The following is an 11,902-nucleotide window of genomic DNA, read 5'->3' on the forward strand; positions in this document are numbered from 1 at the left end:
CCGCATCTAACAGCTAGCACGAGGTACTATGTAGGTAACTCTTGCTATACAAATTTATTGGTAGCGTTAATATTAATATATGGAAAAGGATAAATTAAATATTGAAAACAAAAAACCGATTACTATTTTGATAATTATCGTTGTAATTATCGGCGGATACTTTTTATTTCAAGGAAATAATCCTGTCACTAATACTGTAAAAGTTACATTTCCCTACACTCTTAACGTTGTCAGCAATACGTCTTTTGCATGCGAATCATTGGTTTCTGCAGACATAATTGGTAGTCCTGAGGAATATTTGACTAATGGTATTGAGGGTTCGGTTCAAAAAGGAACAGATAAGATTGCGATGAACATTAAAGATGAGAAAACACTCAATTTTCTAACAGGAGGAGATATGCAAGCGGGAGCATCAGAGGGGGAAAATTTCACAATTGTGCAGAATAATAATCAAAAACTTATGGCTATTTGGTTTAATGAAAACGTGATTAGCACGGTAGTTCTTAATAAAACAAATGGGCTTGGCGTGTGGCTTAAAGGGAATCCTGACTTTATTACTTATGGTGCACCCTTTGGAAATATTATTTACATGATTTGTAGATAACGTTAAATGTAAAAGTGCACGAAGAACTATATAGACAATTTATTACATAAATTTATGGCACTCCACGAAGACAAAAACTCAATGATTAAGGAAGCTATTCAAGAATATATTGAAGTAGCTAAATATTGTATTGATTTTGATAAAAGCAAAGATCCTCGCTGGAATGAATCAGCAGGCTGTTATGGTTATCCGGCTGCATTGATACTTTTATCCATTACTGACGCGATTGGAACAATAGTAATGAAAGGAGGAGATGATGTTGGAGAACATTTTAAAGTTCTTAATAACCAAGACTATTATAATCTGAATTTATCTGGCAATGAATTAAAGATAATAGAGAAAGGTTATCGTAACAAACTATCTCACAATGCTCACATTAAAGAAGATATTGTTTTAGATATTGGGAATGGTGTAAATTCTGTTTTTGAAAAAATAAATGGAATTTATAAATTAAATTTGTTGCCATTTTATCACAAGACTAAATTAGCTGTAGATAAATTTATAAGCTCTTATTAAAAATCAAAGGCGCACGAGGAACCTTCGATTTATAACCCCAAAAGGGTTAAAATAGCTTTACCAGACTTGACAGACCACGGTTCCAGCCCGAGGTAGCCCGCCAAAGATAAAAATACTTAATCTTTCATGGAAGATTAGGTATTTTTAATTATTTAATTAAAATATTCTTTGTTGCATTAAAATCAGTTCTAAAATTTTTATTAATTTTTTGCTTTTAACCACCATAAATTTTGATTTTAATCTATTGATTCTCTACCTACTCGCACTCGTTTGGAAGCACAAATACCGCGGCCGCAAGCACTGTCGTCCAGAGACCATCTTTATGCCCCATAGCGGATTGAGTAATATTCGTAGTGGTGATAAACTTCCCGCTCGCTTTATACTGTTTTTCTCTCTCGTCCCATGCCTTGTCGGGGTCAAACTCAATTCCTAAAGTGGTGGCAAGCATAGTAGCCGCCAAATCTTCAGCATACTCCCCCGCCTTATCTTCCGTCTCACCAAAAGAATGATGCTCGCTTAGGTAGCCATATTGATTATTATCCTTCGGAATTCCCAAACCGACAGAAGCGGCAATTAGCCTATTCGGCTCGTCTGTAGCATTCCTGCTCATAACGCAAAATCTTATTGATCCGGCCCTCATATACTTAAGCCCTTCATCTTTAGAAATTCTTTTGCACCCCGGAGGGAAAATACTTGAAACGGTAACCAGATTTTGCGTCTCTATGCCGGCGTCGCGAAGCGCCAATTCAAAAGATTGAAGATAATCCTTATGCCTGCCTACACCCTTTGTGAAAAATACTTTCTTAGGTACCATAATTTTTAATTAATATTTTATAATAGATTATAATACATTATTTGCACAATATTGATAGATGGCAAAAGAACCAGCTGTGAACTATTTTTATCTTTTTATTTATCACCCTATATATGATAAAATATACAGATGAACGAAACACCAATAATAGAATGGCAAGCGCCGGAATTTATTTTCTATAAAAAATCAGCTGATTGGTTTTGGGTTGTAATTATCATAACAATAGCGCTTGTTGTTGGATCTGTTTTACTAAAAAACTTTCTTGCAAGTATCATTATCGGAATATCAGGATTTTCTATTCTTATGTATGGGGCAAAAAAACCGGATATTATTGATTTCTCAATCTCTCCTCAGGGGATACAAGCCAGAAATAAACTTTATCTTTTTGAAAATCTGGAATATTTTTGGATAAACTATAATCCTCCGCATACTAAACAGCTAATCCTTAAGTCTAATAAGTTACTTATGACGCACCTATCAATCCCTCTAGGGAATGCTGACCCGGAAGTTATACAAGAAATACTTTTACAATTCATAAAAGAGAAAAAAATTGAAGAGTCATTTTCTGAAATTATTTCAAAATTTTTGAAGTTCTAAACTTGATAAAATTGATAAAACAGGTTATTCTATTTCTATTATTTTGCGCCCGTAGCCCTGCCTACCAGCAGGCAGGTCAGTTCCCGCCAGAGAGGGGCGGACAGGGTCCGAGCAAGGTATTAAGTTCAGTTCAATAACATTAACAATATAAATCTTGCGCCCGTAGCTCAGTTGGTAGAGCAACGGCCTTTTAAGCCGATGGTCGAAGGTTCAAGTCCTTCCGGGCGCATTTTTAAATTCATTTACTGCTCTCATAGTTCAAAGGATAGAACGCGAGCTTGCGGAGCTCGTAATAGAGGTTCGATTCCTCTTGAGAGCAAAGGCAATGGCGGTCTGGAAATTAGCGAGCTTGCGGAGCTCGTAATAGAGGTTCGTCGTGTACTACTGAAGAGTACACGACGCCCAGCACCCTTTAGTGGTGCTTGGGCGATTCCTCGCGAGGACATATGAATGGAATTAAAGAGGTAAATCTATGGCAAAAAAAGAGTCGCTCAATGTTTCAGTCGCCGCAGGAGTGGCATTGTTTGAATTAATACGAGATTGATTTGATAAGACTACCTGACTTGTCTAAAAGTTCGATTGTTTCTCTTTTCTCTTTCCATAATTCATCATTTCGGCCTAAAAATATCCTCCATTCATTCTTATAAAAATCAGCGTCATCTCTGTGAGTATCTACGCATGACTTATAATTTATCTTCGTGCTTACATATTCCTGACACTGGCTTGATAAATAAGCCGGTATAGATTTGACGATTTCACATCTAGGAAGCTTATCAATATAATCAAGACATTTATCATCAAGTCCTCCCTGACCTGACGGTAGATCTTCATCACGCGGATAAAGGCAGTCCTTAGGCAAACTTGGGCTAAAATTCTGAAACTGCTCAAGATAACCGGTGCATTTATTTAATCTAAACGAATAGCCAATAGAAGACTGACCTGTTGTGATAATAGCTTTTCCTCCCGGCTCAAGAAAGATCGGTTCTTTATTATTAACAATACCGGGCCAATACAGATAAACTCCATCTCCAATAGGCAAATCCAAGTTATACGCGCCTCTAAGCCTCAATCCTGAGAGAAGTGCTTTATCAACACTCTTTGAAGAAAGCTTTATCTCTATATATTCTTTTTCCGGATCAGTCTCTTTAGCTTTGTATATAGATCCGAATGATATTAGATCTGCAAGCGACTGACCCGAAAGACCAGAAGTGTCATTTGAAGGCGTTGCTCCGCTACCAATAACTTCTTTTTCGTCGGCAGGACCTGAACTGATACCGCCGATAGAGCCGGGCGGTATTACAAAAGGACTTTTTGCCGTCTCTCTATTTAGTCCGCCTGTATAATACCAGACGAAACCAAGTCCTATCAAAAACAAAATTAAAAATATTAAATCTTTTTTCGCATCATCTCCCATATAAATACTATACTTGGAAACATTGATGTGAGCAAATAAAAAGTGTAATGCCTAAATACTTATGGCGCTTTTTAAATGTATATATTTTGATGCGGTCGTTACAAAATATATACATGACCTAAACTGAGTTTTGAGTTTACAAAAAACCAAAAACAACCGACTTCGGATATCGGTTTTAATCCAAATAAAAAGAGCCTCCGGCAAATAGTTCCAGCTGAATTAACAGAGGAAAATTTGCACAGAGGCTCAAGCCTGCCTGCTGCAGAAAGGGATCCAAGAGCTGAAAAACATGTTTTTCAGAGCTCTCAAGGAATCAAGACTCAGGACTTCCGGGCCGAGGACACACCGATGTAACCGTAGCGGCTGTAGTCCCAATAGTAGCTGACGCTCAGACCCCCGACATCGAAGCTACCGACATTGACGCGGTCACCGTCCGAGTCGAGGTCCGAACATCTGACATAGATGTTCTCGAACAGTCGCTCGCCAGTGGCGAGGTAGTGGCCGATGATAGTGTAGGCCATCACCTGAGCCTTCGGCGTTTCGTCGTTCTTGTCGAGCGTGGCCTGCTGTTCGTCCCACGTCTTCGAAGTCGAGTCCGGCACCGGGGTCTTGCAAACCAGGCGCCAGCCGACCTCGCCCTTGTCCTTCGCAAACGCCTGCTTATTGTACCAGGCGTCGTCGTGACTGAAGAAGAGCTTACGCTCGACCTTGCCACGAATGTTGAGGATCGACATCGGAAGCACAGCAACAAGGACGTGCGTGTCCTTACAAGACTCCAACACTTCCTCAGTGAATGGCACCTCGGACAAGGCGGTGATCTGCGCTCTCGAGGGATTGACCCCGAAGTGCCTGATCGCTTCCTCGACGCCGAAGAAGTTCGCCCCCATGATCTCGCGAGCGCGAACCCACTGAGGATAAATATTTGAGAGTGTTTTGCCTCCAAGACTTTGATTTTTAGCGAAATCAGTCAGGAGAGTAAGATACGTCTCATCAAGATTAATGAGACGAGCAACATCACCAGCATCATCACCAAGCGCTCCCCAGAAACGCTGACTTGCAGCATTTAAAGTTCCCGCAGGAATTCTTTTCCAATCCATGATAGCCTCCTTGCCGTTAGCCTATTTATCAAAATAAGCGACTGGCATTTAAGATTACCCAAACCGCTCGGGCGGACGACTGCTTCACAATGAAGCAATTATTAAAGAGCTAATTACACATTGAATATGCCATATAGTCAAAACAAAATCAAGCGAATTTCTATAACTCAACACTGTCCAACTATCCAACACTGTCCAACACTCGGTGTTGGACAGTGTTGGCAAAAGTCAATAAATTGCGATAATGTCCACACACACATACATATTACACTAATGTATATATTTTGAAGCGGTCGTTACAAAATATATACATGACCTAAACTGAGTTTTATGTTTACAGATGTTTACAAAAAATCAAGAATCGACGTCGGGTATCGGCTTCGGTTTTAATCTATTTCTGGCAAACGGGGCAGAAACAAGCCGAGCGTCCGCCAATTTTTATCCTTTTTATTATTCCTCTACATCCCCTCTTCAGGCACGGCTCCCCTTCTCGATGATACACCTTATGGTGGTCTTGATAGTGGCCTTTCTCACCGTAAATATTCCTATAATCAGACATTGAGTCACCGCCGAGCTTTATCGCTTTTTTCAATACCAAGCGCATATTTTTATAAATCTTTTTAAATTCATTCTCTTTAATACTGGAAATTTTTCTCAAGGGGTGAATACCGGAATACCACAAAATTTCATCCGAATAGATATTTCCTATGCCGGCAACGATATCCTGATCCATCAAAATTTGCTTTATCTTCCCGTTAGGTCTCTTTTTCAGAATATCTTTAAATTTCTTTAATGATAAATCTTTTTCCAGAGCGTCACGGCCTATCTTATTTATATCAGAAAGGTCGGCTAATCTGCTTGTCGGCCAAATCAAAACCTTGGCGAATTTACGAAGATCAGAAAGGGTCAATTGTTTTCCATTAGATAAATTTAATACAAGGTGGTTAAACTTAACCCCCAAACCATCACCGTAAAAAAGCGAGCCGGTCATCTTCATATGGATAAGGAGCGTTTTATCATCCGATAAATAAATCAAAATATTTTTCCCTCTTCTCTCTACTTTTATAATCTTATGCCCGATTAATTCTTTCTTAAAACTACTAAAAGATTTTGGAAACTTAATCATTTTTTTCCAGTCAGACCAGACACCCCGAATCTTAAGGCCGGGTAAAAATTCATTAAGTCCGGAAACTGTTGTTTGAACCTCTGGTAATTCAGGCATATACTGTATAATAATACATATGAATCTAATAAAAAATACAATTTATCTGCTTTTGATTACCGGCGCTATCTTAAGCGGAGCTTTGATTTTATCCGGAAAGAGCGATGCTCTTTCCATCAGACCGGTAGAGAATTTCCTTGCGGGAGTATTCTTCATAGACAGTATTACCGAGACAGAAATGAAAGATACATATAAACTTGCCGAGAAAGAAAAAGATAAACTAAACATACTTATAGTCCCAGGGCACGATGATGATGTCTTTGGGGCACAATTCAAAGGGATAAAAGAAGCAGACTTAAATATAGAGCTGGCAGAATATCTAAAAAACTTTTTTGAAAAAGAAAAAGAGTTTGATGTATTTTTAGTAAGAAATAAATATGGTTACAATTCTATTTTCTCGAATTATTTTAATAAAAATAAAGATTCTATAATCCAATTCATAAGCCAGTATAAAAACATGATGAACACGGTCGTCCAGATTGGGTTAGTGGAGATAAATAATACCGTTGAACACAATAGCGCTTCAGAAAAGACTATAATAAAATTATATGGCATAAACAAATGGGCCAATGAAAATGACATAGATATAGTCATCAATATTCATTTCAATGACTACCCTGGCAGGCGATACGACAAAAGCGGGGAATATTCCGGCTTTGCCATATACATACCGGAAAAACAATTCTCCAATTCCAAAGCAAGTATGGCATTAGCAAAACCGGTCTTTGATCAACTTAAAAAATATCTGCCTGTCAGCGATATGCCGAAAGAACAAAACAGCATAATAGAAGACCAAGAGCTTATCGCCATAGGGGCAAATAATTCTTTGGATTCTGCTGTTCTTTTCATAGAATACGGGTATATCTATGAATCGCAATTTATAAATGAAAATATAAGAAAGGTCGCCTTGGAAGAAGCCGCTTATCAAACATACTTAGGGATAAAAAATTTCTTTGAAGGCGAAAATAATCCACTGACTCTGCAATACGATACTCTAAACAATTCTTATTCTTGGAATGACAACTTAAACAAAGGGCTAAAAGGCAATAAAGATGTTTTTGCGCTTCAACTTGCTTTGGCGCAAAGCGAAATTTATCCGCCAAAAATGCTCAGCAAAAATGAATGTCCAATCAACGGAAATTTCGGGAAATGCACAGACGAAGCCGTGAAAGAATTTCAAAGAAAATATAATATAGAACCGCCACTTGGGCTTGTCGGGCCAATCACTCGTCAAAAACTTAATGAGATTTTTACTAAATAGATTTATTTATTCAGTAAAACCTTAAGCTCCTCTCTTGTAATTTTTGAGTCGCTCCACTCGAGCTTCGTCCCGTCTAGTCCCATTATATAAGGGTCTGTGCCTTTTCCTGTAATTATAACCGTGTCACCAGTCTTGGCTAAACTTAAAGCCTTTCTTATCGCCTCTCTTCTGTCCATTATTATTTCATAAACTGGCCTCTTGATGCCAACTGCAACATCTTCCACAATTTTCTTAGGATCTTCATCGTACGGATCTTCATTTGTAAGGATTATATGCTGGCAATAATTATCCGCGATTCTGCCGAGCTCGGGTCTCTTCCATTTATCCCTGCCACCGCCAGTTGAGCCAAGGACGCAAATCTTGGAAGAATTTTGAAACACTTCATAAACCTTTTCTAAAGAATCCGCAGTATGGGCATAATCCACCACGACAGTAAAATCTTGTCCTTCATCCACTTCTTCCATTCTACCGGGTGTCCCTTTGAATTCTTCAATAGCCTTCTTAATAGTTTCTACACCGACACTCTGGCTAAACGCGAAGGAAGATGCCGATAAAATGTTGTATAAGTTAAAACCACCAGATAAATATGTGGAGATTTTTTCTCCTTTAAACGTAAAATCAATGCCGTTCTTTTTTAGAGTAAAAGGCTCTCCGTCTTTAATACTGTAACTAATCTTCTCAGGCACTTTAATATTTAAGAAACGACTGGCATTTTCGTCGTCACTATTTGCTATGATAATCCTTCTCTTCTTCTTAGAACGCTCGAGTGCTTTCGCTATCTTAAGTTTAGCGTCTCTATACGCCTCAAAAGAACCATGCGACTCTATGTGCTCCTTAGTGAGATTAGTAAAAATCAACGCATCAAGCGATATGAATTTATGTCTAAATTGTTTCGCCCCTTCAGAAGTAATCTCGAGTAAGGCGTATTGGCATTTCTCTTTTACAGCCTTACGCAAAAACTTCTGCGTAAAAAAACGGCCGGGCATCGTCATCTTCATAAGATTATTCTCTGACTCACCTCTCACTTTAAATCTTAGGGTGGAAGAAAGCGCTGTCTTATAACCGGCTTTTTCTAAGATAGCATTTGCAATTTCAAGCGTGCTTGTCTTGCCTTTTGTCCCTGTAATACCTAAAACAAAAATCTTTCTTGATGGAAACCTATAAACAAGAGCTGCAAAAAATGCCAGAAGAAAGTGATAAGCCGGCTGAGTAGCTTTAAAAATTCTTATCGGGATAATTTTCCGAATAATCCTTAAATATTTATCAATATCAAACATATAAAATTTATTTTTTGAAATTTCTAACGGGGTTTATTTGAACCTAAGTTTTTTAAAACTTCTTTTATCCTATTATTAGTACCGGCAACATCGTCCGGAATTTGTTTTAACGCTTCACGAGATTCATTTAACGAGTAGCCTAAAGATTGAAGGGCATCTATCACGTCTTGATCGTCTTTAAGCATACCGCCGATTGGTGTATAAATAGACCCGCCGAGTTTATCTTTAAGCTCTAAAACTATCTTATCGGCAATCTTTTTTCCTATACCTGACACCTTGGTAAGATAAGTGGTATCACCTGAAGCAATAGCCTGACGCAAAGTATCAATCGGCGCCACAGAAAGCACACCCATCGCCCCTTTCGGACCAATACCAGATATCCCTATAAGCATCTCAAAAAACTTAAGCTCAGGATAAGCGGCAAACCCGTAAAGCTCCATAATGTTCTCTCTTACATATAAATGTGTCCAGAAAGACACATTTTCGTTACTATCCTTAGGAAGCCTTCTTAAAGTATCAAGTGTGGTATATACATGGTAACCAACACCGCTTACATCTAAAACTGCAAATTTTTCACCTTTTAAGATAATTTTTCCGGTTATGTGGGAAATCATTGTCTTCATTTTAATTTATTTTCGGAAAAATTGCACTTTTTATCACTTTTTAAAATATATAGATGTCCGGCATCCATATATTTATTGAGATGTTGCATTTTAAAGCGAGTATGCTATATTTAATTTTATGCCAATCACAAGAGGAGCGAAAAAAGCAATCCGCGTCTCAGAAAAAAAGAGACTATTCAACATCAAAAGAATGGGTGAAATGAAGGATGCCATCAAAAATTTTAAAAAGCTTGTATCAGAAAAGAAAAAAGATGAGGCTTCTAAACTTGTGTCTATGGCCTATAAAGCAATTGATAAAGCCGCAAAAAGAGGAATCATAAAGAAGAATACCGCTTCTAGAAAAAAGTCCGGTATCATCAAGTTACTTAAATCAATCGCTTAAAGATAGTTTTCATTTCTCCTGAGACTGTACCCCAACCATAATTTTCAAAAACAAGAGATTGCCCGTTCTGGGCAATTTTTTGTTTTAAACTCGCATCACTTAAAAGTTTATATATAGCGTCTGCAATATTCTCCGGATCTCTAGGTTTGCAGAAAAGACCAGTAACGCCGTCTTCAAGAAAATCCGGTATCCCGCCGACAGGTGTCCCTATAACCGGAAGACCGGCTGCCATCGCCTCTAGAAACGAATTACCCAACCCCTCTGTTAAAGACGGCCTGATAAAAATATCTGAAGCATAGAGATAATCATAAATTTTATCTTGTGGGATAAAACCTAAGAGAAATACGTATTTCTCTAGTTTGTATTTTTTTATCAAAGATTCGATTTTCGCCCTTTCTTCTCCTTCGCCAAGAATTAGGAGTTTAACTGGTATATTATATTTATCAATAAAAAGGTGAATTGACTCCACCAAATCTACTATTCCATTTTTAGGAACCAGGCGCGAAGTAGTGACAATAACATTATCGTCTAACTTAAGATTAAAACTTTTTCGCACTTCTCTTTTATTAAATAAATCAATTTTAAATTTATCTAGGTCGACCCCGTTTGGCACAACTGCTACATTGTCAGGAGATTTTCTTATACTTATACCCCATTCTGCCAAAAACGAACTTATCGCCTGGATAAAATCCGCTTTCTTAAAAATCATTTTAAAGAAAGGGGAGATAAAAATCCAAAAGATACCGGCCCGCTTCTTTGGGTAATTAAGCTCATCGCCTTCTTGCAAAGTAAGTAAAAATTTTACAGGTGGATCTTCGGGCTTCTTTGGAGTGGAGAAAAGTTTAAAAAATAGCGCCGCAAAACCGGCTCGATTTGCCATGATTGACCAGACGATATTATAGTCTCTTTCTTTATTCAGCTTTCTCGCTTTTAAAAACGCCATGATAGGAAAAAGCAATTTCCCCCCACCGATACGATACATATTTATAGCACTTATCTTCTCTTTCTTCTGGAGCCCTTTTTCTAAGGCGAGAGTGATCATATCAAACTCAAAATCACTAGACAGTCTTTCTGTTATCTCTTTGACGGCAATCTCCGCCCCTCCCCAAAAAGGCGAGTAAGCGATAGAAAAAATTAAGATTTTAGGTTTTTGCATTATATTTAAAGCCTAATACGAAAGCAGAAACTTTTCAACACTTATGTCAAACTCCGTCTTTCCCTTCCTTACACTATTATAAATATCAACAAGCTCTAAATACAAATCATTTAATTTATCTGTCTCGAAATTTTTTGCAAAGCTCAGGCAGTTTTTTACAACAAAAGGATTGATTTTACTTTCTTTTATAATTTCTTCTGCGCTTTTTTTTAATTCTTCAGACATTCTCTTCACTAGTAAAATATTTTTCACCTGCCAAGAGAGTTTCCAAAATACTTCTTCAGCCGGAAGTCCGGAGAGAAGCGCTTTCTGGTAGAGAACCCATGCGCGTCTTTTATCTTTACTACCAAAGGCGTCTGTCAGGTGAAAGATATTTATCTCACCCCACCCGGACACTGACCCTTTAAACTTATCTTGGGTATCGCTTTGGTTTAACAAAGCAAGCTTTTCAATTTCACTCTTTATGCCCCACAAATCAGAACCGTATTTTTCAAGAATTTCAAATTCCACTGATATATCAATTTTCATATTTATTTTCTTCAATTCTCCTTTTAAGAAATCTTTTAATTTCTGCTTTTCAAGCAATTTGAATTCCTGCGCCTTGCCGATAAAATCAGAAATTTTATCTAAAATACTTTTACTAATCTCTTCTTCCCAAAAAAGAAAAATATTAGGCGATGCCGATATCTCTTTTATTTTTTCCATAATAAAATCACGAGCTATCGCCTCTTCCAAAATACGGTTAAGAACAACCACATTTTTCTTTTCAAACAGCGATTGCGACCTTAAAAGCTCCTCCATCAAAAGAGCGGAAAAATCACCTTCCTCAATACTGAAAAAAGCAAAATTAGATCCCTTACTCTTAAAACTGGAAATAATTTCACCAAGTTTGCGCCTGCTTCTATAAGTATCTTTACCGTGAATTAAATAGATCATATA

The 11,902-nt window shown here is 37.7% G+C and carries 13 protein-coding genes and 2 tRNA genes; 7 read left to right on the forward strand and 8 right to left on the reverse strand.

The window, feature by feature from the left end:
• Window positions 1-79: 79 nt before the first annotated feature.
• Both NUV40_02590 and NUV40_02595 read left to right on the forward strand, forming a co-directional pair.
• Window positions 80-604 (forward strand): hypothetical protein, encoded by a 525-nt coding sequence (locus NUV40_02590; protein ID MCR4342771.1) that lies wholly within the window; start codon window positions 80-82, stop codon window positions 602-604.
• 54 nt (window positions 605-658) lie between these two features.
• The gene (locus tag NUV40_02595; GenBank protein MCR4342772.1) at window positions 659-1,120 is read left to right on the forward strand and encodes a hypothetical protein; all 462 of its coding nucleotides are present in this window, start codon (window positions 659-661) and stop codon (window positions 1,118-1,120) included.
• Between the two features lie 256 nt (window positions 1,121-1,376).
• On the opposite strand, the gene NUV40_02600 is transcribed toward NUV40_02595, so the two are convergent.
• Window positions 1,377-1,934, reverse strand: a complete 558-nt coding sequence (locus tag NUV40_02600) for an arginine decarboxylase, pyruvoyl-dependent (GenBank protein ID MCR4342773.1) — start codon at window positions 1,932-1,934, stop codon at window positions 1,377-1,379.
• Between the two features lie 129 nt (window positions 1,935-2,063).
• Between NUV40_02600 and NUV40_02605 the strand changes: the two genes are divergently transcribed.
• The 3 genes from NUV40_02605 to NUV40_02615 all read left to right on the forward strand — a co-directional run bounded on the left by NUV40_02605 (window position 2,064) and on the right by NUV40_02615 (window position 2,850).
• A complete protein-coding gene (locus tag NUV40_02605; GenBank protein ID MCR4342774.1) occupies window positions 2,064-2,531 on the forward strand; it encodes a hypothetical protein in 468 nt (155 codons plus the stop codon).
• 156 nt (window positions 2,532-2,687) lie between these two features.
• Window positions 2,688-2,760 (forward strand) — tRNA-Lys (locus tag NUV40_02610).
• 18 nt (window positions 2,761-2,778) lie between these two features.
• A tRNA-Arg gene (locus NUV40_02615) sits at window positions 2,779-2,850 on the forward strand.
• A gap of 210 nt (window positions 2,851-3,060) precedes the next feature.
• Here the strand turns inward: NUV40_02615 and NUV40_02620 are convergent.
• The 3 genes from NUV40_02620 to mutM form a co-directional block, all read right to left on the reverse strand.
• A complete protein-coding gene (locus NUV40_02620; GenBank protein MCR4342775.1) occupies window positions 3,061-3,945 on the reverse strand; it encodes a hypothetical protein in 885 nt (294 codons plus the stop codon).
• 320 nt (window positions 3,946-4,265) lie between these two features.
• Entirely contained in the window at window positions 4,266-5,042 is a 777-nt protein-coding gene (locus NUV40_02625; protein MCR4342776.1) for a hypothetical protein, read from the reverse strand.
• A 391-nt stretch (window positions 5,043-5,433) separates the two neighbouring features.
• The gene (mutM, locus tag NUV40_02630; GenBank protein MCR4342777.1) at window positions 5,434-6,264 is read right to left on the reverse strand and encodes a DNA-formamidopyrimidine glycosylase; all 831 of its coding nucleotides are present in this window, start codon (window positions 6,262-6,264) and stop codon (window positions 5,434-5,436) included.
• Window positions 6,265-6,283: 19 nt separating this feature from the next.
• Between mutM and NUV40_02635 the strand changes: the two genes are divergently transcribed.
• The gene (locus NUV40_02635; GenBank protein ID MCR4342778.1) at window positions 6,284-7,525 is read left to right on the forward strand and encodes an N-acetylmuramoyl-L-alanine amidase; all 1,242 of its coding nucleotides are present in this window, start codon (window positions 6,284-6,286) and stop codon (window positions 7,523-7,525) included.
• A gap of 2 nt (window positions 7,526-7,527) precedes the next feature.
• Here the strand turns inward: NUV40_02635 and murE are convergent, their stop codons facing one another.
• Window positions 7,528-8,802 carry a UDP-N-acetylmuramyl-tripeptide synthetase gene (gene murE / locus NUV40_02640; protein ID MCR4342779.1) on the reverse strand — a complete coding sequence of 425 codons (1,275 nt, stop codon included), beginning with the start codon at window positions 8,800-8,802 and terminating at the stop codon, window positions 7,528-7,530.
• A gap of 23 nt (window positions 8,803-8,825) precedes the next feature.
• Window positions 8,826-9,425: a Holliday junction branch migration protein RuvA gene (ruvA, locus tag NUV40_02645; GenBank protein ID MCR4342780.1), complete on the reverse strand. Its 600-nt coding sequence runs from the start codon at window positions 9,423-9,425 to the stop codon at window positions 8,826-8,828.
• A 118-nt stretch (window positions 9,426-9,543) separates the two neighbouring features.
• Here ruvA and rpsT point away from each other — a divergent pair, with 118 nt between their 5' ends.
• Window positions 9,544-9,807, forward strand: coding sequence for a 30S ribosomal protein S20 (gene rpsT / locus NUV40_02650; GenBank protein ID MCR4342781.1), 264 nt, complete (start codon window positions 9,544-9,546; stop codon window positions 9,805-9,807).
• Here rpsT and NUV40_02655 read toward each other — a convergent pair.
• Both NUV40_02655 and NUV40_02660 read right to left on the reverse strand, forming a co-directional pair.
• Window positions 9,791-10,963 (reverse strand): glycosyltransferase family 4 protein, encoded by a 1,173-nt coding sequence (locus NUV40_02655; GenBank protein ID MCR4342782.1) that lies wholly within the window; start codon window positions 10,961-10,963, stop codon window positions 9,791-9,793. The genes rpsT and NUV40_02655 overlap by 17 nt on opposite strands.
• A 12-nt stretch (window positions 10,964-10,975) precedes the next feature.
• A complete protein-coding gene (locus tag NUV40_02660) occupies window positions 10,976-11,899 on the reverse strand; it encodes a hypothetical protein (protein ID MCR4342783.1) in 924 nt (307 codons plus the stop codon).
• Window positions 11,900-11,902: the final 3 nt, after the last annotated feature.

Source organism: Patescibacteria group bacterium, from assembly GCA_024654625.1.
Classification (GTDB): Bacteria; Patescibacteriota; Minisyncoccia.